The sequence below is a fragment of the Methanohalophilus levihalophilus genome (genome assembly GCF_017874375.1).
Taxonomy (GTDB): domain Archaea; phylum Halobacteriota; class Methanosarcinia; order Methanosarcinales; family Methanosarcinaceae; genus Methanohalophilus; species Methanohalophilus levihalophilus.
This window is the reverse complement of sequence record NZ_JAGGLK010000004.1, coordinates 41,421-67,699: the sequence shown is the minus strand read 5'-3', so window position 1 is coordinate 67,699 and position 26,279 is coordinate 41,421. Positions and strand designations below refer to the sequence as shown.

29 protein-coding genes and 2 pseudogenes are annotated in these 26,279 nt (G+C 42.9%); 18 read left to right on the top strand and 13 right to left on the bottom strand.

What is annotated here, in order from left to right; translation table 11 throughout:
• Window positions 1–51: 51 nt before the first annotated feature.
• The 4 genes from J2755_RS10930 to J2755_RS10915 all read left to right on the top strand — a co-directional run bounded on the left by J2755_RS10930 (window position 52) and on the right by J2755_RS10915 (window position 2,905).
• Entirely contained in the window at window positions 52–1,227 is a 1,176-nt protein-coding gene (locus J2755_RS10930) for an ABC transporter permease (RefSeq protein ID WP_209683668.1), read from the top strand.
• Window positions 1,220–1,885 (top strand): ABC transporter ATP-binding protein, encoded by a 666-nt coding sequence (locus J2755_RS10925; RefSeq protein WP_209683666.1) that lies wholly within the window; start codon window positions 1,220–1,222, stop codon window positions 1,883–1,885. Before J2755_RS10930 ends, J2755_RS10925 begins: the two co-directional genes overlap by 8 nt.
• Before the next feature lie 12 nt (window positions 1,886–1,897).
• Window positions 1,898–2,398, top strand: a complete 501-nt coding sequence (locus J2755_RS10920; RefSeq protein WP_209683663.1) for a Fe-S-containing protein — start codon at window positions 1,898–1,900, stop codon at window positions 2,396–2,398.
• Window positions 2,399–2,668: 270 nt separating this feature from the next.
• Window positions 2,669–2,905 carry a sulfurtransferase TusA family protein gene (locus J2755_RS10915; protein WP_209683660.1) on the top strand — a complete coding sequence of 79 codons (237 nt, stop codon included), beginning with the start codon at window positions 2,669–2,671 and terminating at the stop codon, window positions 2,903–2,905.
• A 19-nt stretch (window positions 2,906–2,924) separates the two neighbouring features.
• Here J2755_RS10915 and J2755_RS10910 read toward each other — a convergent pair whose 3' ends face one another.
• Window positions 2,925–3,743, bottom strand: coding sequence for a HesA/MoeB/ThiF family protein (locus J2755_RS10910; protein WP_245312952.1), 819 nt, complete (start codon window positions 3,741–3,743; stop codon window positions 2,925–2,927).
• Window positions 3,744–4,035: 292 nt separating this feature from the next.
• Here J2755_RS10910 and J2755_RS10905 point away from each other — a divergent pair, with 292 nt between their 5' ends.
• Together J2755_RS10905 and J2755_RS10900 are read left to right on the top strand one after the other, a co-directional pair.
• Complete coding sequence (locus J2755_RS10905; RefSeq protein WP_209683657.1) at window positions 4,036–4,311, top strand: ubiquitin-like small modifier protein 1; 276 nt, start codon at window positions 4,036–4,038, stop codon at window positions 4,309–4,311.
• A 91-nt stretch (window positions 4,312–4,402) separates the two neighbouring features.
• A complete protein-coding gene (locus J2755_RS10900; protein ID WP_209683653.1) occupies window positions 4,403–5,314 on the top strand; it encodes an ABC transporter substrate-binding protein in 912 nt (303 codons plus the stop codon).
• 50 nt (window positions 5,315–5,364) lie between these two features.
• Here J2755_RS10900 and J2755_RS10895 read toward each other — a convergent pair whose 3' ends face one another.
• Both J2755_RS10895 and J2755_RS10890 read right to left on the bottom strand, forming a co-directional pair.
• Window positions 5,365–6,108 (bottom strand): phosphoadenylyl-sulfate reductase, encoded by a 744-nt coding sequence (locus J2755_RS10895; RefSeq protein ID WP_209683650.1) that lies wholly within the window; start codon window positions 6,106–6,108, stop codon window positions 5,365–5,367.
• 143 nt (window positions 6,109–6,251) lie between these two features.
• Window positions 6,252–7,112, bottom strand: a complete 861-nt coding sequence (locus tag J2755_RS10890; protein ID WP_209683647.1) for a 4Fe-4S binding protein — start codon at window positions 7,110–7,112, stop codon at window positions 6,252–6,254.
• 194 nt (window positions 7,113–7,306) lie between these two features.
• Here J2755_RS10890 and J2755_RS10885 point away from each other — a divergent pair, with 194 nt between their 5' ends.
• Entirely contained in the window at window positions 7,307–8,266 is a 960-nt protein-coding gene (locus J2755_RS10885; protein WP_209683643.1) for an inorganic phosphate transporter, read from the top strand.
• Window positions 8,267–8,276: 10 nt separating this feature from the next.
• Here the strand turns inward: J2755_RS10885 and J2755_RS10880 are convergent, their stop codons facing one another.
• A complete protein-coding gene (locus tag J2755_RS10880; protein WP_209683640.1) occupies window positions 8,277–8,504 on the bottom strand; it encodes a hypothetical protein in 228 nt (75 codons plus the stop codon).
• 103 nt (window positions 8,505–8,607) lie between these two features.
• Here J2755_RS10880 and J2755_RS10875 point away from each other — a divergent pair, with 103 nt between their 5' ends.
• From J2755_RS10875 to J2755_RS10865, 3 genes are read left to right on the top strand one after another with little or no spacing between them, the layout of a single operon-like run.
• Entirely contained in the window at window positions 8,608–8,853 is a 246-nt protein-coding gene (locus J2755_RS10875; protein WP_209683637.1) for a glutaredoxin family protein, read from the top strand.
• Window positions 8,854–8,895: 42 nt separating this feature from the next.
• Window positions 8,896–10,086 carry an O-phospho-L-seryl-tRNA:Cys-tRNA synthase gene (pscS, locus tag J2755_RS10870; protein WP_209683634.1) on the top strand — a complete coding sequence of 397 codons (1,191 nt, stop codon included), beginning with the start codon at window positions 8,896–8,898 and terminating at the stop codon, window positions 10,084–10,086.
• On the top strand, window positions 10,087–11,094 hold the full coding sequence (locus tag J2755_RS10865; protein ID WP_209683631.1) for a DUF169 domain-containing protein: 1,008 nt from the start codon (window positions 10,087–10,089) through the stop codon (window positions 11,092–11,094).
• Window positions 11,095–11,146: 52 nt separating this feature from the next.
• On the opposite strand, the gene J2755_RS10860 is transcribed toward J2755_RS10865, so the two are convergent.
• Window positions 11,147–11,905 (bottom strand): 4Fe-4S binding protein, encoded by a 759-nt coding sequence (locus tag J2755_RS10860; RefSeq protein ID WP_209683628.1) that lies wholly within the window; start codon window positions 11,903–11,905, stop codon window positions 11,147–11,149.
• Between the two features lie 278 nt (window positions 11,906–12,183).
• Entirely contained in the window at window positions 12,184–12,420 is a 237-nt protein-coding gene (locus J2755_RS10855; protein WP_209683625.1) for a sulfurtransferase TusA family protein, read from the bottom strand.
• Between the two features lie 337 nt (window positions 12,421–12,757).
• Here J2755_RS10855 and J2755_RS10850 point away from each other — a divergent pair.
• The 7 genes and pseudogenes from J2755_RS10850 to J2755_RS10820 all read left to right on the top strand — a co-directional run bounded on the left by J2755_RS10850 (window position 12,758) and on the right by J2755_RS10820 (window position 18,648).
• Window positions 12,758–13,168, top strand: a pseudogene (locus J2755_RS10850) (threonyl-tRNA synthetase editing domain-containing protein).
• 49 nt (window positions 13,169–13,217) lie between these two features.
• Window positions 13,218–14,105 carry a radical SAM protein gene (locus J2755_RS10845; RefSeq protein WP_342591090.1) on the top strand — a complete coding sequence of 296 codons (888 nt, stop codon included), beginning with the start codon at window positions 13,218–13,220 and terminating at the stop codon, window positions 14,103–14,105.
• A gap of 97 nt (window positions 14,106–14,202) precedes the next feature.
• A complete protein-coding gene (locus tag J2755_RS10840; protein WP_209683622.1) occupies window positions 14,203–14,607 on the top strand; it encodes a M67 family metallopeptidase in 405 nt (134 codons plus the stop codon).
• Between the two features lie 234 nt (window positions 14,608–14,841).
• A complete protein-coding gene (locus J2755_RS10835; protein WP_209683620.1) occupies window positions 14,842–15,144 on the top strand; it encodes a winged helix-turn-helix transcriptional regulator in 303 nt (100 codons plus the stop codon).
• Between the two features lie 222 nt (window positions 15,145–15,366).
• The gene (locus J2755_RS10830; protein ID WP_209683618.1) at window positions 15,367–15,804 is read left to right on the top strand and encodes a universal stress protein; all 438 of its coding nucleotides are present in this window, start codon (window positions 15,367–15,369) and stop codon (window positions 15,802–15,804) included.
• A gap of 54 nt (window positions 15,805–15,858) precedes the next feature.
• Complete coding sequence (locus J2755_RS10825) at window positions 15,859–18,189, top strand: DNA topoisomerase (protein ID WP_209683616.1); 2,331 nt, start codon at window positions 15,859–15,861, stop codon at window positions 18,187–18,189.
• Window positions 18,190–18,198: 9 nt separating this feature from the next.
• The gene (locus tag J2755_RS10820; protein ID WP_209683614.1) at window positions 18,199–18,648 is read left to right on the top strand and encodes a GIY-YIG nuclease family protein; all 450 of its coding nucleotides are present in this window, start codon (window positions 18,199–18,201) and stop codon (window positions 18,646–18,648) included.
• Between the two features lie 15 nt (window positions 18,649–18,663).
• Here J2755_RS10820 and J2755_RS10815 read toward each other — a convergent pair whose 3' ends face one another.
• Genes J2755_RS10815 through J2755_RS10795 form a run of 5 tightly spaced genes read right to left on the bottom strand, consistent with a single transcriptional unit; the run spans window position 18,664 to window position 23,923 of the window.
• On the bottom strand, window positions 18,664–19,185 hold the full coding sequence (locus J2755_RS10815; protein WP_342591089.1) for a nitroreductase family protein: 522 nt from the start codon (window positions 19,183–19,185) through the stop codon (window positions 18,664–18,666).
• Between the two features lie 32 nt (window positions 19,186–19,217).
• Window positions 19,218–20,225: a ketol-acid reductoisomerase gene (ilvC, locus tag J2755_RS10810; protein ID WP_209683610.1), complete on the bottom strand. Its 1,008-nt coding sequence runs from the start codon at window positions 20,223–20,225 to the stop codon at window positions 19,218–19,220.
• Between the two features lie 26 nt (window positions 20,226–20,251).
• Window positions 20,252–20,737, bottom strand: a complete 486-nt coding sequence (gene ilvN / locus J2755_RS10805; protein ID WP_209683608.1) for an acetolactate synthase small subunit — start codon at window positions 20,735–20,737, stop codon at window positions 20,252–20,254.
• Complete coding sequence (locus J2755_RS10800; RefSeq protein WP_209683591.1) at window positions 20,734–22,428, bottom strand: acetolactate synthase large subunit; 1,695 nt, start codon at window positions 22,426–22,428, stop codon at window positions 20,734–20,736. Before J2755_RS10800 ends, ilvN begins: the two co-directional genes overlap by 4 nt.
• A 1-nt stretch (window position 22,429) precedes the next feature.
• A complete protein-coding gene (locus J2755_RS10795) occupies window positions 22,430–23,923 on the bottom strand; it encodes a (R)-citramalate synthase (RefSeq protein ID WP_209683846.1) in 1,494 nt (497 codons plus the stop codon).
• Between the two features lie 103 nt (window positions 23,924–24,026).
• On the opposite strand from J2755_RS10795, the pseudogene J2755_RS11610 reads away from it, so the two are divergent.
• Window positions 24,027–24,356: pseudogene (locus J2755_RS11610) on the top strand (chemotaxis protein CheD).
• Window positions 24,357–24,559: 203 nt separating this feature from the next.
• Here the strand turns inward: J2755_RS11610 and J2755_RS10780 are convergent.
• Together J2755_RS10780 and J2755_RS10775 are read right to left on the bottom strand one after the other, a co-directional pair.
• Window positions 24,560–25,612: a M42 family metallopeptidase gene (locus J2755_RS10780; RefSeq protein ID WP_209683582.1), complete on the bottom strand. Its 1,053-nt coding sequence runs from the start codon at window positions 25,610–25,612 to the stop codon at window positions 24,560–24,562.
• A 113-nt stretch (window positions 25,613–25,725) separates the two neighbouring features.
• Window positions 25,726–26,229, bottom strand: coding sequence for a PEF-CTERM sorting domain-containing protein (locus J2755_RS10775; protein ID WP_209683579.1), 504 nt, complete (start codon window positions 26,227–26,229; stop codon window positions 25,726–25,728).
• Window positions 26,230–26,279 lie beyond the last annotated feature (50 nt).

Below are 26,279 nucleotides of genomic sequence, written 5' to 3'. Positions count from 1 at the left end.
AGGTTGGTGTAACAGGGTATTGTTTCAAGCCATTAAATTTTGAGGTTAAAAATGCGTTTAGATTCTATTGTATTGAAAGATCTTCTTCGCAGGAAATCCAAACTTGCGATTGCAATACTGGGAGTGGTGGTTGCTGCAGCTGCAATTGTTGCGGTTGTTACGACTTTCTCAGCTGCGTCTGATAGTCTTTATGAAGAGTCGACCAAGTTCGGTGCAAATATCATTGTGAGACCACAGGTAACCGATGTTCCGCTTGTAGTTGGATCAACATCAATTGGTTCCCTTTCTACAGGTGAAAACTATATTCCCGAATCGGATGTTCCAAAGATCTATACAATACAGAATAGCGGCAACCTGGCAGTTGTTGCTCCACGATTGTATGGAGTTGCGGAAATTAGCAATTCTTCCGTTGTTGTAATGGGAGTTTCTGTAGAAGATGAAAAAGAATTGAAACCCTGGTGGAATATTGAAGGGGAATGGATTTCGGATACAGGCTCCGGAAGTGAACAGGTAATGGTAGGATCGGATATTGCTGTTCCTTTGGGACTTGAACCCGGCTCATCTATTACTTTGACCAGTGGAAATAGGACAATGGATGCAAACGTTGTCGGTGTTATTGAAAGTACTGGCGGGACAGAGGATAGTCAAATCATACTTCCACTTGCAACTGCACAATACTTACTGGACAAGGAAGGTAAGGTTAGCAGCCTGGAAGTGAGGGCTCTGTGTAACTCATGTCCGGTTCCTGAAATGAGCCGGCAGATTGAAGGAGTTCTTCCGGGCCTTGAAGCACGTGCAATGAGCCAGATAGTAGAAAGCGAGATGGCTGTCATAGGCCACATGCAATCTTCTGCGATGGCGGTTTCAATCATCACACTTCTTGTGAGTGCTCTTACCACTGCATCCACAATGATTGCATCTGTTAATGAGAAAATCAAAGAAATCGGCATAATGAGAGCAATTGGGGCCAATGATATCCAGATTGTCAGGATGCTGTTCCTTGAAGGTCTTGTCATCGGTGTTGTTGGTGGAACCATTGGTTTTGCACTCGGTACGGCTGTATCGTATGTGGCAGCTCCGATAATCGTTTCGGCAACTGCGTCTCCTATATGGATTCTCCTCCCTGCAGTAGTTGGTGTATCCGTAGTTGTGGGAATGGTTGCATCCATTATCCCGGCAAAGCGTGCATTGAGTATTGATCCTGCGGAGGTGCTCAGAAGTGTTTGATACAAGCTTCATACAGACTAAAGATGTAACCAAAAATTATCGCATTGGTCCTGTTGATGTTGAAGTTCTGCATGGTATCAATATCGGCATCAATGAAGGTGAGTTTGTTTCAATAATGGGTCAGTCTGGTTCGGGGAAAACAACATTGATGAATCTCATCGGGATGCTTGACAGACCTACCAGCGGACAAATTCTGATAGATGGTGTGGATATCACAAATAAATCCCAAAAAGAATTGGTAGATTTCAGGCGTGAATCCGTTGGATTTGTTTTCCAGCAATTCCATCTAATTCCTTCATTGACCGCGTATGAAAATGTTGCTCTTCCTCTGATATTTGCCGGCAGGAAAAACGAAAAGGCCGTGGAAGATGTCATGGGACGTGTCGGTCTTTCCGACAGGATGAACCATAAACCAAGTGAATTGAGCGGTGGGGAGCAGCAGAGGGTTGCCATTGCACGCGCATTGGTTATGAATCCGAAAATACTGCTTGCCGATGAGCCAACAGGGGCATTGGATGCCAAAACTGGTGAGTTGGTTATCTCCCTGCTGAAATCATTGTCCGGGGAAATAACAGTCGCAATGATCACTCATAATGAGGCGCTTGCGGAACAATCAGATCGCATTATCCACTTAGAAGATGGAACAATCAGAAAATAAGGTGTGTAAGATATGAATATAAAATCAATAGCAATGGCATTGTTGGTATTTTCAGTAATTGTCATGGTGTCAGGATGTACCGGAACAGACTCACAAACAGAATCCTCGATGTCCGCAGCAGGTCCTATAGCGGCAACCTGGATTACCCCACAGATAGAGGGCAACCTCGTTTCAATTCCAGCTCAGGAAGTAGAGGATAACACAATTGTACATTTTTCAGTTGATACGAGCACTGGTCCAATTGCCATGATGGCGTATGAGCAGGATGATGACATTATTGTCAGGTCCAATGTCTGTCCTCCGTGCAACTCGATTGGCTTTAGTCTGGCATCTGACACCCTTGTATGTGATTCATGTGGGACAACTTTTGAAACGAGTACCGGGGAAGGAATACAGGGTGCATGTGCAGCCTATCCAAAAGAGGAAATAAAATATACACAAGCCGACGGGAATCTTGTAATGGACTTCGATGATATCGTTGAGGCTCACAGGAAGACTATTCAGCAGGGATGAAGAAGATAACCAATTCTTCTTCCAAATCAACATACAACTCGTGCGAAATCCCCCAACATATGTAATCATACCTCCACCACACAACCTTTCACATGTGTTGGGGATTTCCATTATCTTTTTTTTGTTTAACATTTGACATGTAATTTAAGCTATATATGTAACTTAATCGTTGAACAATTTCTTTTACGTGAAAGTTAAATGCAATGATCTAAATATTGCCTCATTCAATACCTACAATAAGAAACAAAGTGTTAATGAAAAGGGTAATTCATGGTTGATATCATTGCAGATTTTGAATTGGATGTTAAGGGGCAGTGCTGCCCATATCCTCTTGTAAAAGTTAAAGAGATGCTCGATACTCTTGAAAAGGATGAAGTCCTGATGGTAATATCGGACGATCCGATGACGCCCCAGAACATCGTAGCATGGACAAAAAAGTCTGGAGACGTGCTGATTTCAATAGAGAAAGAGGGAGATGTTTTTACTATATATGTCAAGAAAAATTGAAACATCTCTTTCATTTTCATCATTCAATTGAGCAGGCACATGAATCCTGATAATTTTCCTCTTTGATTGACGTTATTTTTGGATTTTCACCACAAACCGGACATGTCGGATTCTTGCGTATTTTGATCTCATCGAACGACATGTAAAGAGCATCATAATAGATCATCCGACCGGTTAGTAATTCACCGATTCCGAGAAGATATTTGACAACTTCTGTTGCCTGGATGACTCCAATGATTCCCGGCAGGACACCGATAACACCTGCTTCCTGACAGCTTGGAACCATGCCTGCGGGGGGTGCATGCTCAAAAAGACACCTGTAACAGGGTCCATCATGGGGTAATATAGTGGTCACCTGTCCTTCAAATCGGAAAATGCTGCCATGAGAGAGTGGTTTTTTTGCGAGAACACAGGCATCATTTACGAGGAAGCGGGTTGAGAAATTGTCAGATCCATCCACAATAATATCATAGTCCTCGATTATTTCCAGGATATTCTCCGGATTAATCCTATGATTGTAAGTTATTACATTGACATAAGGATTCAGTTTTTGCACAAACTCTTTTGCAGATTCCACTTTTGGCCTGTCAACGTTTCCACCATGTATGACCTGTCTCTGGAGGTTGCTAAGGTCAACAATATCATCATCAACGATGCCGATAGTACCTACACCTGCTGCCGCAAGGTATTGTATTATAGGTGAACCAAGGCCGCCTGCGCCTATACAAAGGACTTTTGAGGACAGTAATTTTTGCTGGCCTATCCCTCCTACTTCCTGAAGCAATATATGCCTTGAATATCGTCTTATTTGTTCATCCGTGAAATCATCAATCATCATAAGCCCCGTTATTGTTTGATCTAATTCTGAAACCCCATAAAAGCGATTATTACTGCGGGTACTATTTAATTTCAGAAAGTATCAGCGCAATAAAAGTATTTTGTTCTGGGCAACAATTGTGCTTTTCTTTCTTCTGAAATATACGTATCCTTAAACGATTATTATGGAAATTTTGCTGAGAATAATAGAAACAGAGTATGACAATTCATTCTTTTATGTGGCGGCAAACATTGCCTTATAACCATGGTTATATCAATGAAGCTACCTGTGCATAAAAAAGGAAGTGAAAACAATGGTATCAGTAAGATTTTCATCAGCGCTGAATAATATCACAAAAACAAGGTCTATTGATCTTGATCTAGGTGATACTACTATCAGCGCTTTATTTGATGAACTAATAAAGGAGTTTGGTGATGAATTTGAACATCGTCTCTTTGAGAACGGGGAAATTCGCAGGTTTGTTAATGTCTATGTGAATGGTGAGGACATCAGGCACCTTTCAGGACTTGAGACTGAAATCAAAGCATCCGATGAGATTTCCATTCTCCCTGCGGTAAGCGGCGGTTAAATTCCTAAAAGTGCAGTACCTGTAATGAAATCCTTTTTTGGTTTCCTGATTGCAGGGCTGTTTTTATTTTAAGAATTGTTGAGGTTATTTTATGGGTGAATCCTTGAATATCGGTCATCTTTCGACAATGTACCATACATCATTTATCCTGATGGGTACAGACTGGCTTGAAGAATCCGGCATAAAGGCAAACTGGAAGCTTTTTGGTGGAGGTCCTGCAATTGTCAGGGCATTTGAAAATAGGGAAGTTGATCTGGGGTACATTGGTTTGCCTCCGGTGATGATCGGTATAGACAGGGGAGTTCCTATGAAATGTGTTGCAGGGGGTCACGTTGAAGGAACTGTGATGATTGCAAATCCACAATTTAAGTCACTGGATGAGCTAAACAATGATGCACACTTATTTTTCGGGCAGTTTAAAGGCTTAACAATTGCCTGCCCTCCCGGCGGTTCTATTCATGATGTGATAATCCGAAATTGTATCAAAAAAGCCGGATTTGAAAAGGAAATTTTAGTTAAGAATTTTGAATGGGCTGACATGATTCCCGATGCAATGGCAGACGGGGAAATCCAGGTTGCAGTTGGCACTCCTTCACTGGCGGTTGTAGCACGACGATTTTGTGATACAAAGACAGTTATTGAGCCTTACAGGCTGTGGCCTAACAATCCCAGTTACGGCATTATTGCAAGCGAAAAGCTGATCGAGCAATCACCTGAGCTGGTTTTGAGCTTCATTGAAGAACATGAAAGGGCATGCAAATTCATTATTGAAAATCCCCTTGAAGCTTCCCGAATTGTTGCGGAAAAGGTTGGTATTGTGGATGCTGATTTCGTACAGGAATTGTTCGCCATATCTCCAAAATATTCAGCTTCGCTTACAAGGGAATACATTGAATCCACTATGAAGTTCAGCCCTGTTTTGCATGAACTTGATTTTATTTCACGTCCATTGGAAGAAAAAGAAATTTTTGATATGCGGTTTGTGAATGAATTGAAACTCTAAATCTTCCATTCCACATATCGAATGTTTTTGTTTGCAATGGCTTAAGTGAATCATGTCTTCCTGTTAATGTTCCCTGAATGAAGGCCACATTCTTTCTTTGTTGCTTCTTCCCACCACCAGCGCCCTTCACGCTCATGTTGTCCCGGCAGAACTGGCCTTGTGCATGGTTCACATCCAATGCTGACAAATCCCTTCTCATGGAGTTCATTATATGGAACATTGTTTTCCCTGATATACTGCCAGACCTGCTCTGATGTCCAGTTTGCCAGGGGATTGAATTTGAGCAGATTCCCGTTGCCAAATACGGGGTCGAGTTCCACTACAGGAACAGACTGACGCGTATTAGGGCTCTGGTCTTTTCTCTGACCTGTTACCCATGAACCAAGACTGGAAAGAGCTCTCCTGAGAGGGTCCACTTTCCTTACGGAGCAGCATTCCTTGTGTCCGTCTTTGTAAAATGAAAATAAGCCTTTTTCGCGAACAAGCTCTTCGGTTTTATCCCGGTTTGCGGCATATATCTCGATATCAATTCCATAATGTTCCCTGACTTTTTCCAGGAAACGATATGTTTCAGGATGCAGTCTTCCGGTATCAAGTGAGAACATTCTCACATCTTTGCGGATCTTCTTTGCCATATCGATGAGCACTACGTCTTCGGCACCACTGAATGCGATAGCTATATCCGGGGAATAGTTTTCCAGGGCATATTCAAGTATTTCCTGTGGGGAACTATTCTCAAGGTCTTTGGCTAGCTGCTCTGCTTTTCCTTTAAAGTATATATCAGTATCAGGCAATTGGTGATCCCCGTAATATAATTGATAATAGCATATGTAGTACTCAGGATATCCTTTTCTAATTTACCCCGAGTTCAGGACAAATTCTGAATATGTCTGCAGAACAACAGCTGTTGTCCTGCAAATCGTTAATTAGAATAAATTTACCCAAGCACGGCTTCTTTGTACTTATCAAGGCCTACCCTATCGATGGTGTCCCTGAATCTCTCGCCTGCAGGTGCATTCTCTTTGTAGAACTCGATAGTTTTCTCTATGATTTCAAAGAGTTCTTTCTCATCTACAATATTTACTAATTTAATAGCGAGTTCAGGTCGCCTTCCGACTTTGCCGCCCACCCATAAGGTGAAACCGGATTTGGATTCTATCCATGCAGAAGTCGGGCAGACTGCAACACAATCTCCACAAAGATTACACTTGTCTTCGTAGAAATGGAACGTATTATCTTCAATCTTAATAGCATCCATCGAGCAAATTGTTTCACAGAGTCCGCAACGAGTACATTTCTCGTCTATCCACTCCGGCTCAAGAGCACCCATGATGCCAAAATCGTTTTCCTGTGGTTTCATACAGGAAGATGGACAACCAGTGACAGCAAACTTGAACTTGCTTGGGAGTTCTTTTGCAAAATATTTCTCATCGATTTTTTCCGCAATGCCGAGTGCATCTACTAAACCGTGAGTACAAACCCTATTTCCCTGACATGCAATAACTCCCCTTACTCTTGGTCCACAGGTACCCTGATGCACTCCTGCGGCTTCAAGTTCGTTTAGCATATCGTCTGCTTCTTCGAGTTCCACAAATGAAATTTCAGCTCCCTGTCTGGATGTGATATGGATTTCCCCTTTCCCATATTTCTCCGCTGCATCTGCTAATGCCCGAAGTTGCTTGGATGTTAACTGTCCCCCTACCATACGAAGGCGTATGGAAAAGAAATCTTCCTTTTGGCGCTGACGAAGAAAACCACCCTGTTTAAGCCTGTCATAGTTAATTTCTTTCTCTTCCATGGAAGTTCACTACCCTAGGTATAACATACATTTCTTATATATAGCTGCATTAAAAGGCAAATATTGCGTTAGAATATGTGGTAAATTTGGCCTGTTTCTCCAGTGCTATATATTCAACAAACGTTGTTGAAATGTTCTCTGGATGAGTCTAGCTTATGGGAAAATTCTTATAGGCTGTGATGGAGGGTATGGATATGTTAATAGTACTGGCAGCTTTTGCAGCAGCAATTTTTATGGGACTCAATATTGGTGGTAACAATGCCTCCGCTTCCATGGGTGCTGCATACGGTGCAAAAGCACGAACAAAAAACCAGGCTGTGCTATTAATTGCTGTTTTCTCTCTGCTGGGTGCTGTTTTTAGCGGCGGTGAAGTCATCAAAACACTTGGCGAAGGCATTATACCCGGCAGTTCGATGACACTTATTGCTGCTATTGTTGCAATAGCGGCTGCTTCCATCAGTTTATTTGTCGGCAACTGGCTAAAAGTTCCCATATCCGCAAGTCAGGCTGCTGTAGGGGCTGTTGTAGGTATAGGTGTGTTTCTCGGTGTTCTGAATACCCAGCTTTTATCCTACATTGTGGTGTGGTGGGTAGCAACCCCGGTCCTTGCGTTTGTACTTGCGTACATAGCCGGTAAATATCTTCATCCACAGGTTCTGGTATGGCTGGTTGATCATGAATCCGAAGCCCAGATCAGGAAAATAATAGGCATGCTTCTCACGGTTTCCGGTTGTTATGTAGCTTATTCCGCAGGAGCCAATAATGTTGCAAATGCTGTAGGTCCGCTTGTTGGAGCCGGTTTCCTTTCTCCACTCAATGGGGCAATACTCGGTGGGCTAACACTTGGTGTCGGTGCAATATTGATCGGGGGTCGCATCCTTGAAACCGTCGGCAATGACATTGCCGAAATTTGTGCAATACGTGCTGTTTTTGTCGAATTTATTGCGGCTGTAATAGTTCATACCGCTTCAATTGCAGGTATTCCCGTGGCATTGGGACAGGTAGTACCGGCTGCGGTAATCGGAATAGGCTGCGCAAGCAAAGGAATGGACACTGTAAGAAGTAAAACAGTCAAACGAATCCTGACAATGTGGCTGGTTTCACCACTGATAGCGGGTTCTCTGGCTTATGCAGGACTCCGCCTTGTTTCCTGAAAAAAGCTTGTTAGGGTCGTCTCTTCTTTTTGAGATTTTCTTCCGCTGCCGCAAACTTATCTTCATTTTCATTGTAGATCTTCTGTACATTGTCCATTGCACGTTTCAGGCGCTTTTTCAATTTGATAAGATCCTGATCTGACAAATTGTATTCCGGAACATTTTCAATCCATAGCTGCTGGACATCTATCAATGCATCAATTGCAGATTTTGTACGGTTAAGGGTAGTTTCATCCATATTATCAAATATGTATGACTTCTATTAATGTATAACATACCGGGGTGTGGCAAGATTTGTCAGGATACGACTTGTTATTTATACCCCTACCAATTGTGATATAATGTTGTTAGAGCTATATTATTCTGATACATGTCCAAATTGCCATTATGTCAGGAAACAGATAGTAGACATTCTCCCGGGGGGGATTATGTTTAAGGAAATCAATATTTCCGGTTCCGAAGGCGCAGAGCGTGCAAGGCAGTTGGGCATTGAAGAAGTTCCTACAATTGCCATTGACGGGGAAGTTGTTCTCATCGGGCGGGTGGACAAAGACGATATAGAGCAGGAAATTAACAGTTTCCTGTAATTGAATTGAGTACTGTTATAAATTGAAACTGAGGTAGTCCTTTTGAATCTGGATATTTACAATGATCTGAAACGGGGTGTTGAAAGTTCATACATAAACTTAAACCCCATCCAGCGTGGAGGTGTACTTACACCCGAAGCCAGGAAAGCTGTTCTTGAATTTGCAGACGGTTACTCTGTATGTGATTATTGTTTTGAGTCCAGGGTAGATCTGGTTCAGAATCCTCCGGTAAGGAACCTGTCTTCGGATATAGCTGAATTCCTGAATATGGATGATGTTCGCTATACTGCCGGATGCCGCCATGCAAAATGGGCTGCCATGCACATGGTCACCGAACCTGGGGATACTCTGGTTCTGGATTCCCTTGCCCATTACACTTCATATCTTGCAGCCGAAGCAAACCAGTTGCGTGTTGTGGAAGTGCCTCATAGCGGATATCCTGAATTTACCATTGATCCGGAGAACTATGCTGAAAAGTTTGAGGAAGTTGAACGGAAAACAGGTTCTCTTCCTGCATTGGCTTTGCTCACGCATGTAGACTATCGCTACGGTAATGTGGCGGATGCTGCCGGGGTAGGTAAAATCTGTAAGGAATATGGCGTCCCATTCCTGCTGAACACAGCATATTCATCCGGTATTATGCCTATTGACGGCAAGAAACTCGGTGTGGATTTCCTTTGCTGCTCCGGACACAAAAGCTGGGCTGCATCGGCTCCCATGGGTATTCTTGCAACTACATTCGAGTGGAACCAGCAGGTATTTGAAAAATCAACGATCCGTGGAGACTGGAGTGGACGAGGTTTCACAAAGAAGGAAGTTGCATTGTTTGGATGCTCCCCTGTTTTCGGGGCACCTGTGATGTCTCTTATGGCCTCCTTCCCGGCTGTGGTTGAACGTGTCAAACACTGGGATGAAGAAGTCGAAAATGCCCGGTACCTCGCAACTCAGCTTGAGAGGATAGAAGGCTTCTACCAGATGGGTGTAAAACCCACAGAACACACAATGGTTGCATTTGAGACTTTGCCGTTTTTCGAAGTTGCGGGAACTACCAAGAAACGCGGCTATTTCCTTTATCATGAACTTAAGAAACGAAAAATAATCGGAGTACATCCGGGAATGAGTAAAAATTTCAAACTAAATACATACGGGCTTAGCAGGGAGCAGGTTGAATATGTGGCTGACGCGTTCCTGGATATTGCCAGGCAATACGAAATTCCAGTGGAGGATATTTGAATGAAATATGCAGAAATGACGAAAAGTTTCAGGCAATTCTTCGAACTTCCTCTTACTCCGGTTGCAGTGAAATTCAACAGCGACGAGACTCCTAACATTTCTTCACCTATGAGATACTGTGAAATGGTTCGAAAAAGTGCGGCACTCGGAACCACTTTTACCGCAACGGTTGATGAAATGTCCTGTGCAAGTGCAGAAGTATCCCTTGGATTTACAGAACCCAGTTACGGGGAAGTTTATCCACGGGTAAAACCTGCAGATACTAAGCAAATAACCGTCTCTCCGTTAGATAAAACAGAGTTTGAACCTGACGCAGTTGTTGTTGTAGGCAGTTCTGCTAAACTCATGCGAATAGCTGCAACCCTTGCAAAAGTTGAGGGAGGTATGATAGCTTCAAAATTCAAAGGTGAGTTTGCAGTTTGTGGAGAATGTACCGCTATTCCAGTAATGGAAAATAAGACAAATCTCTCCATGCTGTGCAGTGGCGCACGCATGTTTAGTGATTACAGAAGTGACGAGCTTGCTTTTGGTTTCCCGTTGGACTCCTTTGTGCACCTTGTCGAATCCCTAAAAGAGGATAGTATCACCAAGGCGCTTTGTGGCTGTCTCATGGATGATTTGCCTGCAAGGGTTGTGGATTCAATTCTTTCCCTCGGGTTCACAAAGGGAACTGATCACTTCATTGGACGCTTCGGCGATGAAATCATCAGACTCTATATTCCGAAGGACGAACGCGGAAAAAGTTCGACGGTTACGCTTCATGTACCTGTCAAGTTCAAGGATAATGATGCGGCAGAAGCTGCAGAAGAAGTGGCATCAACCTTGTTTGAAGACTTGATGATGTACCGCAGGCGTGAAAACTGGATTGACGTTGTGCTTCTGGTAGAACTTTATGAATCTATCAATCGTGCAGCTGCAAAACCTGAAAAATTTACTGCATTTGTAAATGACGGGATAGAAGTGATGCTTGAGAAAATCTCAAAATTCAAGAGAAAAGCAATCAAATGATGGGATATTGAGATATCCACATCACTTATTGTTAATTCGAATCAGAAATACTTCATTCGTTGCCAGAGCTAAAAGAATATCCGATAACACCTTTGGGGCAGACATCAACACATTCTCCACAAAGGATGCATTCGGTATTCTCCATTGTTTGGCTATGTATCATTGTGTTTACATCAATGCTCATTGGGCATATTTTATTGCATTTTTTACAATCAATGCACTTATTTTCATCTTTTCTCAAGCGCAGTGAAGGATATTTCAATAGATTTCTGATTTTTCTTCCAATAATCATAAAAGGCGCCATCCAGCAAATATAATGGCATGCTGCTCTTTTTCCCAATGTGATTGCAAGGAGTGCAAAAACAGCTAATACTGTGTAATAGATGAAGTATTTATACAGGCTGTCAACCGAGACGACGCTTTCGGACATGTAGAAGAAATCAACTACTTTAAATCCGCCTGCCATCACAGCAAGAATGGCGATAGCAGATATCCAGATGGTCCAGATGACATACTTTGTTAGATTGTATCTTCCACCTTTGGCATTCTGTTTATTAACAGGCATTAGCAACAACTGACAGCCACCACCAGGGCATAACCAACCACACCACAATCTCCCAACAAGAAGTGAAGATAGAAAAAGGAAACTAAATACAATTAGACTTCCCGAAGCAATTCCATTTGAAGCTCCTTTAATTATGAGATAAGGCGATAGGTAGTTTATTGTGACCGGAAACAAAAAGAATGATACGATAAGTATAAGTTTTCTGAATTCTTGTCTTTTCAAGCTTTCTCCCTCATTTTGTTGCATGGGTATCCTTGATACTGAAAATAAATCAGAAAGTAGAACCTAGCGTTCTATTAATACTTTTTATATTTTTATAACTTTAACGATCTCTTTTCTCAAAACGAGTGCCCCTGATCTGACTCTCGATACGATAGGTGATCTGCCGAAAGACATTACTATTCCAAATAGTCCAAGATCTAAACTCGCCAGAATTCTGGATCTTTTTGAAAATCAGGGTTCATAGAGCGGAAAAAATATGGCATGACCAACAGAATAGTTAAAATAAAAAAGATAGTAGCGACTTAGTCTACTTTTTCAATATGGATCTTCCAGAGTTTGCCCTCTATCCTATCGATTCCGAGAATCTTGTGTCCTTCATTTCTTACACTTCGCGGAACATTGTCGATTGCTGGAGCGTGATCAAAAATAACAGCTAGTTTGTCACCGCTTTCCATTTTTTCAAGCTGGAGTTTTGTTTTTACAAAGGTAAACGGGCAAACTTCTCCTCTCAGATCCAATTCAAATTCTTTTTTTTCCATATTTTTTCCTGATTCCCAATTATACGACTGAGAAAACCTTTACCTCTAAAGATAAATAGCTTGAGGTCTCGGCAAATAGGAGACAGGCGCATGAGTGGGAATTCTATTTACGGCTTCGGGACATGTAGGCATTTCACACTGGTGGGTTGTGACTTTTGTTTATCCCTCAGGTTTATATCTCATAAGAGTAAATTCACAATTGTGAATTCATGTGGTGATATGTTTCTGGGAAGCAATGACTGCATGTTTTGTTGATTCTGGCAATTTTTGTCAGTTGAATTGCTTATATTTACCGGAAATACACTTCCATTTAGCTATGGAAACAGAAAGGTGAATTATGAAATTACTAATGTTTGATACCGAAGACTTCTGGTTTGAGACCTTTGAAAAAAACCTCGAAACAGCAGAAGATATGGAGAAAGAGGAGAAGATAGAAGACGCTGCTGTTATTTTTATCCATGTTGAAGCATAGGATGAAGAAAGGGAAAACAAGGTAATAAAAACTGCAGTAAGGAATCTCAAATGGTATCTCAATAAAGTGAACAAAGACAAGATAGTCTTGCATTCATTTGCACATCTGTCAAACAGCAATTCATCGCCGGAATTCGCGACAGAAATCATCTCAATAATCAAAGAAAAACTTGAAAGCAGAAATTTCGAGGTGTACACAACTCCATTTGGATACTTTTCAGAATTTTCAATCCATGTCAAAGGAGAATCCCTTGCGAAGGTTTTCAAGGAAATTTGAAATCAGTAAAACGTGTCTTTCCAGATTATGGTACTATTGAGTTGGATACATGAAACCGGAAGTTAAAGCAGAGCTAATCGCAATCGGTGCTGTGGATATGGATGAATCCCTTATCGGGAAAATAACCATTCCGACTGCAGGACCGGGTGCAGGTAGCACTGCGTTCTTTTTCAAATCCGATGGTCATCGGGTTCGCCTTGCTGTGAATGAAGGGTCGCCACTAAGCGCTGTTTTGGATGGAAATGATATTGTAATCATGAAGGGTGGCAAGGAATTTGTGAGAGGTGAGCTTGAGGAGGAACTGCTTCATTGTCCCGGTCAGGCATTTATCACTATGAGCGAAAAATGCGTATTTGATTGCAAATTTTGTCCGGTTCCAAAACTTGATGGGAAGGTGAAATCCCTCGACGAGGTTTTGGAACTTGTGGAACAAGCTCATTCCACAGGCAAACTGGAAGCCATTTCTATAACCTCGGGCGTGGAAAGCACTCCTGAAAATGAAGTTAAACGTGCCCTTGAAGTTGTCAGGGCAGTAAAAAAACACGATGTTCCTATTGGTGTGTCAGTATACCCGACACCGGATTCTTCTGTTGTCCTGAAAAATGCAGGTGCAGATGAAATCAAGTACAACGTTGAAACCATGGATCGGCACTTGTATCCGAAGGTGTGTCCAGATCAGGATCTGGACGAAATTCTCAACTACCTGAAAGAAGCTGTAAGCATATTTGGGAGAAACAGGGTTTTCTCGAATTTTATTATTGGTTTGGGTGAATCGGATGAAACTGTGGAAAAAGGGCTTGAAGAACTCGTTTCCATGGGTGTTGTTCCCATTCTTCGTGCAGGCGGTATGCATCCTCTGCGCATGGGCGAAATCGATGTTGAAAGGCCAACCAGGGACCGGTTGCTCAGGCTTACACCCTTCTTCGGAGGATTTTAGACGAAAATGAGTTGAGGGCTGATATTTCAAAAACAATGTGCTTGCCGTGTACAGGTTGTGATCTGAATCCGCACATAGATCTTGATTGAGCGATTATATGCGTACCAGCAAAGTGAGTATTTCTCCAGAAGATGTGAAACTAATACTTGATGAACTTGAGTTGAATCGCCCTTTTGAGGCATGTGGAGTTCTTGTAGGTGTTTACGAGGGAGATATTGCGTATGTGAAGCGAACCGTTCCGATTAAGAATTCCCGGCGGACGGAGCGAAGTTTTGAACTGGATCCTGTGGAGTTTTACAATGCCTGGGACACTGCTGAAAAAGAAAACATGGATTTAATTGGTGTGTACCATACCCACCCTGAGAGCAATGCCCGCCCCTCAGACTGGGATCAGAAATCCATGGAAAATTCTCCTCCAATATGGTTGATTGCGGGGATTGACGGAATTTTTGCATATGAACTATTTGACATGGGGATAAGGGAAATCGCTATCCTTCGATGATTTTGTTTGAGTGTTTCTTCTTTCTTAATTTCTCAAAATCATAATCCCTACACATTTTATTAGTATGACTCATATTGCCATTAACTATATATACAATATAGACAATATTCACGTTGTGAATTCACATATGTGAATCACATAACACAAAAAAAGGTGAAAATGAAATGAGGGATCGTTTTTGTTGATAGCGACGAAATAAAAGTACAGATAAAAAAAGAAACAAGCGGTGAAAATATGCAAGAAATCAAAAAGACCCTGGAAGAATTACCCCCGTCTGCGAAACTGGTATTCAAAGTACTGGAATATCGCGGTTTCCTGACGCAGAAAGAAATTGCAGAGGAGACATTCCTTCCACCAAGGACTGTGAGGTATGCATTAAACCGCCTGAAGGTTGAAGACTTCCTGCAGGAGAAATTTTACTTTAAGGATGCACGGCAAAGCCTGTATGGGTTGATACCTACACTGGCGAAACCAATGGCTACTTCTATCCCTGTGCAGGAAGGCATGACTGCTACTGCTGTCGGAACATCTCTCTAAAAACACGAACAATTGCTAATTGATAGCTAAAAGTAAAATCTCAACCAATATGCTGCCTATGGGTGGAACAACCTCCTCACATCCAAAGCAAACAACCTGTTTTACCTGATGGCAGCTTACTTCTAACTTTTCTGTAAATTTACCTTTTTCTCTTTTACCTGCTTCTATTTCATCGAATAAAATTGAAATATTATACAGGAAATATTATTATGGGGAATAGATGTGAGGATTAGTAGAATACTTGTTGCGACTGATAATTCAAGACCCGCATGTAATGCAGGTGATGCAGCTGTCAGACTTGCTTCTTCTACAGATGCTGCTGTAACCGCTGTTTTTGTGATTCCACAAGTGTTTCCGCAACTAATGCCTGGCAGGGAACTCATGCTAGAAAATCGGGTTCCTCATGCTGCCATTCAAAAAGAAGGTGAAATAGCACTTGCTAAAATAGAGAAACTCTGTGACAGGGAGAAGGTGGATTTTGGAGGTTTGATTGTAGAAGGTCACCCGGTGAACGAAATTATCAGGGTTGCCGATGAGCTTGATATTGACTTAATTATAATGGGATGTCTTGGTCGTTCAGGCATGGATCGTTTTCTTTTGGGAAGTGTTGCCGAAAATGTGCTCCGTCACTCCAAACGTCCGGTTTTGATGGTGCGCTGAACTGCTTTTCCAGCTATCTTTATGTAATTTCACCTCCTTCTAAATGCAATTATCATGACTACTGTTGTATTTGCGGAGAAAAACAAAGCTGCAGCTAAGATTGCGGCAATTTTAAGCAGGGGAGACAGCAAAAGAATCTATGTCAACGACCTGCCGGTTTACGCATTTACAAGGGATGGGTCAGATTGGAAAATCATGGGTCTTGCAGGTCATATAACCTCATATGATTTTGATCCTTCTTACAAGGATTGGCGAGGCGTTGATCCGGGTTCGTTGCTGGTGGCAGAACCGCAAAAACGGATTACAAAGGTAAATTATGCAAATGCAGTAATGAGTCTTGCAAAGGAAGCTGATAATTTAGTCCTTGCCTGCGATTATGATCGCGAAGGGGAAAATATTGGATTTGAGGCACGGGACATTGCCGGAAAGATGGGCAAGTTCCCGGTAAAACGTGCACGCTTCTCGTCTCTTTCTGCAAAAGAAGTCAACAGTGCTTTTGATAATTTAGTGGAACCGGACACAAACCTAGCCATGTCGGCAGAGGCTCGCCAGATTCTTGATCTTAAGATGGGTGCGGCCTTTACGCGTTTTGTGACTCTTTCAGTTAGGGAAAAAGCCCGGACAAAGGATATCCTTTCGATTGGTCCCTGCCAGACCCCAACTTGTGGTTTTGTGTATGAGCGGGAGAAAGCTATTCGGAATTTCAAACCTGAGGATTTCTGGAAGATAGAAGCACTCTTTGATTTCAATGGAATTCAATTTGAAGGGCAGCACCGCAAAGGGAATATGCGAAACCCCGAAGAAGCAGCTGCAATTTCCAAAAAACTTGAAGGTTGCAATTCCGCAAAGGTTGTTGTAAGAAAAGTTCGTGAGCAGCCTACAAATCCCCCATATCCGCTAAATACCAATGAGTTTCTCAAGCGTGCATCCAAGTATTTCAGTGTCAGTCCGGATAAAGCCCTTGAAATTGCAGAACAACTGTATCTTTCAGGGTTTATCAGTTATCCGAGGACTGAGACTAACCGCTACGAGGATGGGCATGATTTCAAGTCAATGCTTGTTTCCCTCCATAAACTGGATGATTACCGCGATTTTGTAAGCAGGTTACTTGAAAGGGAGATTATTCCACGCAATGGAAAAAAAGACGGGCATGATCACCCTCCAATTCATCCAATAAAGGCAGCTTCAAAAGCTGAGATTGAAAAATCTGTCCGGCTTCCGAACGCTTGGGATGTCTATGATATGGTTGTCAGGCACTACCTTGCAAATCTAATGCAACAGGCGATGTTTGAGAAAACCCGGCTTGAAATTCACGTCAAGGATGAGCCTTTTGATTCAAAGGGGTCCGTTCTCAGGGAAAAAGGGTGGATGGAAGTTTATCCTTATGAGACTTCCATGGAAAAACTTCTACCGTCTGTCAAAGAGGGAGATACGGTTGGCGTAAATGAATTAAAGAACACTAAATCAGCAACTTCTCCTCCAAAAAGGCTGACTGAAGCTGAACTCTTGACTCTCATGGATAAACATGGAATCGGGACTAAAGCAACTGCTCCATCTCACATCGAGACCAATAAGAAACGTGGCTATTTTGAGACAAAGGGCAAGACGATTAATATGCTGGATACCGGCTACACTTTAATGGATGCTTTGGGTTCAAGTGTTCCTATTCTCATACAACCTGAGATCAGGGCAAGAATTGAAGCTTTGATTCAGGAAGTTGAAGATGGCAAGAAATCCTTGGATGAGGCACTGGATGAAGGTGTAGTTCTAATTAAACGGATGTATGGGCAGCTTACTGCCGGAAAGCAAGAAATGGTTTCAAGGATTGCCGGTACAATTCAGGATGAAAAGATTGCTGAAGATAAGAAAAATTACATTGGAACCTGTGATCAATGTGGAAGGGCTCTTAAAATCATAAGTACTGATAAAGGAAGGTTTGTGGGTTGCAGTGGCTATCCTGATTGCAGGAATACGCATCCACTTCCCAGACAGGGTACACTTGACGTGATGCGATCCCGTGAATGTAAAATGGGCAGTCCTTCAGTTCTAAAGGTTGGTGGAGGCAAATATTTCTGGGCAGTAGGGGTTGGTCCGTGCTTTACCTGTGAAAAGCAAAAGGAATGTTACCCACCTACTGTAATCGGGAAATGTCCTCAATGCGGAAAGGACATGATTTTGATTGAAACTGCAAAGTCCAAGTTTGTGGGCTGCCTTGAGAAATGTGGATTTACATGCTCATATCCTACAAAGGGAAGGGTCACACTACGTGACGAAGTTTGTGAAGATTGTGGATGGCGCATTGTGAGGGTTAAGGAGACTGGAAGTGATGCGCGCCATTTCTGTATTAACAAGCGTTGTTCCAAGAAATTCAGGAACCTTTTATGAGGAATTTATTTGGCTGAAGGTTTTCCCAAAGGAACGTACTGTCTCATCCTGAAATGCGACGGTGGTACAGAAGTTGTCGGAAGTCTTGGGGAAATCGATTTTGAATCCGGCTACTACTTTTATGTTGGTTCTGCACTCGGTTCTGGTGGACTAAAGCGAATGCATCGACATATTTCTTTATCTGAAAGGCGGAGGAATGATTCTGCCAAAAAACCGCGTTGGCATATTGATTATTTGCTTTTGAGTCCACTTTTTGCTCTTGAAGAGGCTGTTTATGTGGAATCCGAAAAGAGAATCGAATGTCTTCTAGCAGGGAAGTTTGATTCCGGAATAAGCAGGTTTGGATGCTCGGATTGTTCCTGCGATTCTCATCTTTTTTATAGGGAGAAGTGTCCGATAGAAGAGATTAAAAAATCGATTATAGAAATGTCTTTGATTCCACAAACAGCAAAAAAATGAATTGGTGAAGTTCTATCACCATTTAGTGCCGAATTTTTCCCTGAAAACAATATCTTCAAGGTCTTTTCTTGAAGACGATCTCGCTTTCTCAACAGGGTGCCCTATGGCAATTACAGCCATAAGCTCTGCATTTTCAGGAGCTTTCAGGATGAAATCAACATCTTCCTGCTGGTTGAGAATTTCCCCAAGCCAGACTGCACCAAGACCAAGTTCTTCGCAGGCAAGCAGCATGTTTTGTACAGCCGCTCCTATTGCCTGAATATCCTTTGTCTTGTTGTAGGAAGTTTCATTATCAAAATAAACTGCAATCAGGACATTTGCACTGAGAACGGTTTTTGTGTATCTTGTGCAATCTGCAAGTTTATGAATTCCATCTTGCTCTCGAATTACCACAAATTTCCAGGGCTGGTTGTTGAGTCCCGAAGGTGCCCAGCGTCCGCATTCAAGGATGGTGGTGATAGCATCATCACTCACATCTTCTTTAGTAAATTCCCGGACACTACGCCGGGAAAAAATAGTATCGATTGTGTTTCCCACAATCATTCCTCCAAAAAAGGAAGAGTAAAAAGTTACTCTTCGTTAAGTTCACTGTTGAGCCATGGCATCATTGCCCTGAGCTTCTTACCAACAACCTCTACAGGGTGTTCGTTCTCGAGGCGTTCCATGGATGTAAGCACAGCGTGGTTTGTCTTGCCTTCAAGCACGAATTCACGAGCGAATTCACCGTTCTGGATACGCTCAAGAGCAATGTACATTGCTTCGCGTGATTCTTCGTTGATAACCTGTGGACCAACAGTCAAACCACCGTATTCTGCGGTGTTGGATACGGAGTACCACATCTTCTCAAGACCGCCCTCATGGATGAGGTCGACAATGAGCTTGAGTTCGTGGAGTGTCTCGAAGTATGCCATCTCTGGTTTGTATCCTGCTTCAACAAGTACTTCGAATGAAGTCTTGATAAGGGATGCAACACCACCACAGAGGTCAACCTGCTCACCAAAGAGGTCAGTCTCGGTTTCCTCGCGGAATGTGGTTTCAATTACACCGGCACGGGTACATCCGACACCACGTGCATGGGCAAGTGCAAGTGCTTTTGCGTTGCCTGTTGCATCCTGGTAAACAGCGATAAGACCAGGTACGCCAGCGCCTTCTTTGTAAGTCCTTCTGACAAGATGTCCCGGACTTTTTGGTGCAACCATGTAAACGTCTACATCTTTTGGTGGGACAATCTGGTTGTAGTGAATGTTAAATCCGTGGGAGAAGACAAGTGCGTTTCCGGATTCAAGTCCAGGTGCAATCTTTTCATTGTAAACATCAGCCTGGATCTCATCGGGCATGAGAATCTGGATGATGTCTGCTTCTCGGGCTGCATCTTCCACTGTCATGACCTTAAGGCCATCGCCTTCAGCCTGTTTCCACCGGCGGCTTCCTTCGCGAAGACCAACTACTACGTCAAGACCGGAGTCATGCAGGTTCTGTGCCTGTGCGTGACCCTGACTTCCGTAGCCGATAACTGCAATTTTCCTTCCATCCATTGCGGCGAAATCCGCATCTTTGTCATAGAATAGTTCTACCATAATTCAATCTCCTAATATCAATGTAATCAGGGACTCTTAGTTCCCCTGTTAAGCGCTATTTTACCTGTACGTGCCATTTCCTTGATTCCGAAAGGTTTCAACAGGTTTTCAATTGCTTCAATTTTGCCTTCTGTACCTGTTACTTCAATTGTAAGGGTACGGGCTGCAACGTCAACGATTCTTGCCCTGAAAATATCCACTATCTGGATAATCTCAGCGCGGTTATCCTTGTCTGCATTGACCTTGATAAGTGCAAGTTCCCTTTCCACGGATTCCTCCGCGCCGAGATCCATGACCCTTATCACATCAATGAGTTTGTTGAGCTGCTTGATTACCTGTTCGAGGACATGATCATCACCACGAACTACAATTGTCATCCTTGAAATATTGGGATCCTCAGTAATGCCCACTGCAAGGCTGTCAATATTGTATCCGCGTCTTGAGAAAAGTCCGGAAACCCTTGACAGAACACCGAACTTGTTTTCTACCAGAACTGCAAGTGTGTGTCTCATTCTTTCCTCTCCAGATCAAGTATTTCATTAATTGCAGCACCTGCTGGTACCATTGGTGAAACGTTCTCTTCACATTCAACAATGAAGTCAATAACAGTTGGCTTGTTAGCTTCGATTGCTTTCTCAATAGCCGGTTTGACTTCTTCCTCTTTGGTAACTCGAATTCCAAGAGCTCCAAAGGCTTCAGCCAGTTTGACAAAATCAACACTATCCTGAATACAGGTAAATGAATACCTTTTGTCAAAGAACAATTCCTGCCACTGCCTAACCATCCCGAGCCAACCGTTGTTCATGATAACAACAATAACCGGAATGTCATTTTGCATAACTGTGGCGAGTTCCTGCATGTTCATCTGGAATGAGCCATCACCTGCTATACAGAAGACAACTTTGTCAGGCTTGCCTACCTTGGCACCCATTGCAGCAGGGAAACCGTATCCCATTGTTCCGAGACCACCTGAACTGATGAAAGTTCTTGGTTCTTTGAACTTGTAATACTGGGCTGTCCACATCTGGTGTTGACCGACTTCGGTTACAACGATTGCATCATCGCAGACTTCGTGCAACTGCTCAAGTATGAACTGTGGTTTAAGATTGAAATTTTTCTCCTTAATGTAGTGGAGTGGATAGCTGTCTATCCAGTTCTTAATCTTTTCAATCCAGTCCTTCCTTTCGGCCTTTTTGACATGCTTGTTGAGAGAAGCCAGAATATTCTTAGCGTCTCCAACAATCGGAACATCAACTTTAACATTCTTTGAGATTTCTGCAGGGTCGATATCGATATGAATGACTTTTGCATTTGGTGCAAATGACTGGAGTTTTCCTGTAACCCTGTCATCAAATCTTGCACCCACTGCAATTAGCAGATCAGATTCCTGAATTGCATAATTCGCATATTTTGTTCCATGCATACCAGGCATTCCCAGATAAAGTGGGTGTCCGGTAGGGAAACTGCTGATTCCTGTCAGGGTTGTTGTTACAGGTGCCTGAATTGTTTCTGCGAATTCTATGAGCTCATCATGAGCTCCTGAACTGATTATTCCTCCACCGGCATAAATCAGTGGCCTGGATGATTTTGCAATTGCGGATGCCGCTCTCTTTACCTGCTGGAGGTTTCCTTTGAATGTCGGCTTGTAGCCTCTCAAATCAATCTTTTCAGGGTAGTAAAAGTCAATTTCATCTGTTGTGACATCTTTTGGAATATCAATTAATACGGGACCAGGGCGGCCGGTAGATGCAATATGGAATGCCTCTTTGATAACCCGGGGGATATCGTTTGCATCCTGTACAAGGTAATTGTGCTTGGTAATTGGCATTGTAATTCCGGTGATGTCAGCTTCCTGGAATGCATCATTTCCAAGCAGAGATGTTGGCACCTGTCCGGTTAGCGCTACCATTGGTATGGAATCCATGTAGGCATTTGCAATACCTGTTACAAGATTTGTGGCACCGGGGCCGGATGTTGCAAGACATACGCCTACCTTTCCTGTTGCTCTTGCATATCCTTCCGCAGCATGGGCTGCTGCCTGTTCATGTCTCACAAGTATGTGCCTGATGTCAGCATCATACAATTCATCATAAAGGGGTAACAGGACACCTCCGGGGTACCCAAAGATCACCTCGACATTCTCTCTATGGAGCGATTCGATGAGGGCTCTTGCGCCTGTCATCCTCTGTTTCTTTTCGCTCATCTTATCCCTTGTTTTCTTTTATAAGTTGATTAATTCCGTTAATTACGGCTTCAACGGATGCCATAATAATATCTGTACGAGCCCCTCTTGAAGTTGCCATCTTTCCATCTCTGGACAATTTTACACGTACTTCTACGAGTGCATCTGTGCCGCCAGTGATGGAATCAACATGATATTCCTCTAGCTGGATGTCGGCAATTCCTGCAACAGCTTTGCTGATGCCTTTCACTACTGCATCAACGGGGCCATCTCCAACATCTGCTTCGATGACTTCTTTGCCGTCAACGGTAAGCCTGACGGATGCGGTTGGCATCACTCTGCTTCCGGATACAATGTTGTATTCTTCAAGATTGACGCGGGCTTCAGTGTAAGTATCAAGAACTGTTTCTGCGATTGTTTGCAGATCAGAGTCTGTAACTCTTTTACCGTGATCACCGAGTTCTTTTACGCGGAGCAGGATTTCATCAAGTTGTGGTTTATCGACGTCAAGCCCCAGTTCCTTCAGGGCAAGGGTGACTGAGCTCTTTCCTGCGTGTTTTCCAAGAACAATCTTGCGCTCCCTTCCCACAATTTCTGGTTTCAGGGGTTCATAAGTGGAGGTGTCTGCCAGCAGGCCGTGTACATGGATTCCTGCTTCATGGGTAAACGCATTGCCTCCCACAAGTGATTTGTTGATTGCCACCGGTATTCCGGTGAGCCTGCTCACAAGGCGGGATGTGCGGTATAATTCCTCTTTTTTGATTCCGGTGTCATATTTATATAACCATTCCAGAATCATCACTACTTCTTCAAGAGCAGTATTTCCGGCTCTTTCGCCAATGCCGTTTATTGTACAGTGGGCTTCTTTTGCTCCTGCATTTAGGGCAGCCACTGTATTTGCCACTGACATACCAAAATCATCGTGGCAATGTATACTTACGGGCACCTCGCAGAAATCTGCAAGTTCACCAAAGATCTCGGTTGTTTTTTCAGGCACTAATAATCCGACAGTATCGCAATAGCAGGCCCTGTCCGCACCAGCTTCAATTCCTTTTTGATAGAACTTTTTCAGGAACTCGAAATCTGCCCTTGAGGCATCTTCTCCGCTAATCTCGACGATAAGGCCGTGTTCCTTGGCGTATTCGGTTGTATTGACTGCCATATCAATAACATCTTCACGGCTTTTCTTCAATTTCACATTGATGTGAAGATCCGAAACCGGAGCTACCAAGTGAATGGAATCAACATCACATTCAAGTGCATAATCAACATCTTGCTGCATTATACGACAATAGCTGCAGATTTCTGCATCAAGTCCTTCGGCGGCTACAGCTTTCATGGCATTGCGTTCGCCTTCGGAAGTAATTGCAGAGCCGGCTTCTATTATAGATATGCCCAGCTCATCAAGCTTGCGGGCTATTGCAAGTTTACCTTCGGTATTCAGTGCGACTCCAGGTGTTTGTTCACCATCTCGGAGTGTAGTGTCTAAAAAGCGTACATTTTCGAATAATACAATCCCTCACGGTATTTTTGTAAGCGCTGTACAAATGTGACAAACCAGAATAAAAGCTGGGTTTTACTGCCTTAATTTATCCATACCTTACTCACGATATGGAATATTGAGTTATCTTATTTATAACCCATGGCATTCAAAATTTGGAGATGCTGGGATTGTTTCTCTGATAGGTGATATGGCAAATGAAGGTGCTGTAAAGAACCGTCTCTGGGCAAAACTCGCTGGGGGTGCACATATGTTTTCTTTTGGCAAGGCAGCATAGATGACTATCGGAGAACGAAATATTAAGGAAACGAAATTAACACTGTCCAGATTGGACATTCCTATAATTGCTGAAGACATAGGAAAGAATCATGGGCGTACTATTGTGTTTGATACTGGTAGCGGTGAACTTTTGGTAAAAAGTTTTCTATGCGGTGAGGTCTTTATCTGAAATATTCTGGTACTCATTAGTTAAAATCATGCATAAGTAGATGCATCAGATACATGCATCATAGAGATCTATACTCGGGTTTTGTCCAAGGGTTCAACATCCTTTCTGTGGGGAAACAGAATTTTCATTATGTTGTTCGGTTTCCTGGGATGGCTGATCTCACTAGTGTTCAAAAAAGAAAGGGGCGAAGCCCCAATACTGTTTTAAAAATATTTGCTCACGTTTGCTGCAGCTTTTGCGATAAGAGTTGCACACGCCTTCAAATCCTCAATAGAAATTACCTCTACCGGGGAGTGAATATAACGTGCAGGGACGCTGATTGTGCTTGATGGTATTCCTTCCTTTGTCAGGTGAATAGCCGTTGCATCGGTTGTTCCGCCATCTCCTACGTCAAGCTGGTATGGGATTTCATTCTCTTCTGCAGTTTCACTCAACCAACGAACAACATTCTGGTCAGCCATGAGGCCTCTCCCGCCTGCATCTACTACTGTGATAACAGGACCTTTTCCAATTTCGAGCGCAGAGTCTTTCTTTTCAATTCCGGGATGATCTCCTGGTATTGTTACGTCTGTGGCAATTGCAACATCAGGATCGAGCCCAAACGCAGAGGTTCGCGCTCCTTTCAATCCGACTTCTTCCTGTACGGTACCAACTGCATAGATAGTCGCATCAATATCCATTTCGGAAATTTGCCTCATCGCTTCGATTAACATCGCTACACCGGCACGGTTATCAAATGCTTTACATGTGTAAAGTCCATTGAGAAGTGGCACAAAATCTCTGTCCGGGGATATGGAGGTTCCGACTTTAACGCCCAGTTTTTCTGCTTCCTCTTTGTTCTTTGCTCCGATATCAATGAACATGTCATCTGCTTTAACCGGGTTCTTTTTATCTTCCTCTTTCATGACGTGTGGAGGTTTTGAACCAATTACTCCGTGAAGAGGGCCGTTTTCCGCATGTACAATGACTCTCTGGCTGTGTAGTGTCTGGTCAAACCATCCTCCAATTTTCACAAACCTGAGATATCCGTTATCGTCAATGTATTTCACCATGAGGCCAATTTCATCCATGTGAGCTGCAAGCATTATGGATGGCCCGGTTCCCTTCTTGGTAGCAATCAGGTTTCCCATTTTGTCAGTTCTGATTTTGTCTACATAAGGCTTGATTTCTCTTTCCATTATCTGCCGAATATTCTGTTCATGGCCGGATATGCCGTGGGCATTTGCTAATTCCTGAAGGATTTCTTTAACATCCATCTTGATCTACCTCAAAAGAATAGTAGGGTAGTTGGTGTTTAAGGAATAAATAGTTTTAACCGAGCTTTTAGCTCAAGGAAAAATAAAAAAGAAAAAAAGAGGGGATGAAGGGATTATTCATCCCTGCGGCGCTGTATGAAGAATGCAAGTCCGAGGATTGCAGCGATAGGGAGTGCTACGGTTGGGAATTCTGGAACGTTAATTGTCCTTGAAGCAGTATCAATTTCAGTTCCTTCTCCACCAGCTTCTACCTGTACTCTGTAAACGGTATCCATTGGTGCGTTTGCATCTTTCTCAATCTTGATAACTCCAACATCCATGTATGGTGATGTTGTTGGCACCACGCTAACCGGGGTTGTGACTGTAATGTCACTTGGAACTCCGCTACCAGATACTACAACTACTGTATAGTCGTAGTAGAACGTTTCATTCAGGTCATTCGCCAACAAATTTTCCATCAAAAAACTTGCCGTAATGTTTTCTCCTGGTTGGATGATAATTGGATTTGGAAGTGCTGCACTTCCATCTGCGTTCCACAAGTTTGCATCATATGCCGCAGCTGTTCCTGCACTAAGCAGGAATACTGCCAGTATGGCCACTAATACTTTTGCTTTCATAATTGTACCACCTTCTGGTAATCCTTAGTTAATGAATATTATATATCTCT

What these genes read in the sequence shown, in the direction of transcription:
- J2755_RS10930 (WP_209683668.1), top strand. Translation starts at nt 52, where the DNA reads ATGCGTTTAGATTCTATTGTATTGAAAGATCTTCTTCGCAGGAAATCC.
- J2755_RS10920 (WP_209683663.1), top strand. Translation starts at nt 1,898, where the DNA reads ATGAATATAAAATCAATAGCAATGGCATTGTTGGTATTTTCAGTAATT.
- J2755_RS10915 (WP_209683660.1), top strand. Translation starts at nt 2,669, where the DNA reads ATGGTTGATATCATTGCAGATTTTGAATTGGATGTTAAGGGGCAGTGC.
- J2755_RS10910 (WP_245312952.1), bottom strand. Translation starts at nt 3,743, where the DNA reads ATGATGATTGATGATTTCACGGATGAACAAATAAGACGATATTCAAGG.
- J2755_RS10905 (WP_209683657.1), top strand. Translation starts at nt 4,036, where the DNA reads ATGGTATCAGTAAGATTTTCATCAGCGCTGAATAATATCACAAAAACA.
- J2755_RS10900 (WP_209683653.1), top strand. Translation starts at nt 4,403, where the DNA reads ATGGGTGAATCCTTGAATATCGGTCATCTTTCGACAATGTACCATACA.
- J2755_RS10890 (WP_209683647.1), bottom strand. Translation starts at nt 7,112, where the DNA reads ATGGAAGAGAAAGAAATTAACTATGACAGGCTTAAACAGGGTGGTTTT.
- J2755_RS10885 (WP_209683643.1), top strand. Translation starts at nt 7,307, where the DNA reads ATGTTAATAGTACTGGCAGCTTTTGCAGCAGCAATTTTTATGGGACTC.
- J2755_RS10880 (WP_209683640.1), bottom strand. Translation starts at nt 8,504, where the DNA reads ATGGATGAAACTACCCTTAACCGTACAAAATCTGCAATTGATGCATTG.
- J2755_RS10875 (WP_209683637.1), top strand. Translation starts at nt 8,608, where the DNA reads ATGTTGTTAGAGCTATATTATTCTGATACATGTCCAAATTGCCATTAT.
- J2755_RS10865 (WP_209683631.1), top strand. Translation starts at nt 10,087, where the DNA reads ATGAAATATGCAGAAATGACGAAAAGTTTCAGGCAATTCTTCGAACTT.
- J2755_RS10860 (WP_209683628.1), bottom strand. Translation starts at nt 11,905, where the DNA reads ATGCAACAAAATGAGGGAGAAAGCTTGAAAAGACAAGAATTCAGAAAA.
- J2755_RS10855 (WP_209683625.1), bottom strand. Translation starts at nt 12,420, where the DNA reads ATGGAAAAAAAAGAATTTGAATTGGATCTGAGAGGAGAAGTTTGCCCG.
- J2755_RS10845 (WP_342591090.1), top strand. Translation starts at nt 13,218, where the DNA reads ATGAAACCGGAAGTTAAAGCAGAGCTAATCGCAATCGGTGCTGTGGAT.
- J2755_RS10840 (WP_209683622.1), top strand. Translation starts at nt 14,203, where the DNA reads ATGCGTACCAGCAAAGTGAGTATTTCTCCAGAAGATGTGAAACTAATA.
- J2755_RS10835 (WP_209683620.1), top strand. Translation starts at nt 14,842, where the DNA reads ATGCAAGAAATCAAAAAGACCCTGGAAGAATTACCCCCGTCTGCGAAA.
- J2755_RS10825 (WP_209683616.1), top strand. Translation starts at nt 15,859, where the DNA reads ATGACTACTGTTGTATTTGCGGAGAAAAACAAAGCTGCAGCTAAGATT.
- ilvC (WP_209683610.1), bottom strand. Translation starts at nt 20,225, where the DNA reads ATGGTAGAACTATTCTATGACAAAGATGCGGATTTCGCCGCAATGGAT.
- ilvN (WP_209683608.1), bottom strand. Translation starts at nt 20,737, where the DNA reads ATGAGACACACACTTGCAGTTCTGGTAGAAAACAAGTTCGGTGTTCTG.
- J2755_RS10800 (WP_209683591.1), bottom strand. Translation starts at nt 22,428, where the DNA reads ATGAGCGAAAAGAAACAGAGGATGACAGGCGCAAGAGCCCTCATCGAA.
- J2755_RS10780 (WP_209683582.1), bottom strand. Translation starts at nt 25,612, where the DNA reads ATGGATGTTAAAGAAATCCTTCAGGAATTAGCAAATGCCCACGGCATA.
- J2755_RS10775 (WP_209683579.1), bottom strand. Translation starts at nt 26,229, where the DNA reads ATGAAAGCAAAAGTATTAGTGGCCATACTGGCAGTATTCCTGCTTAGT.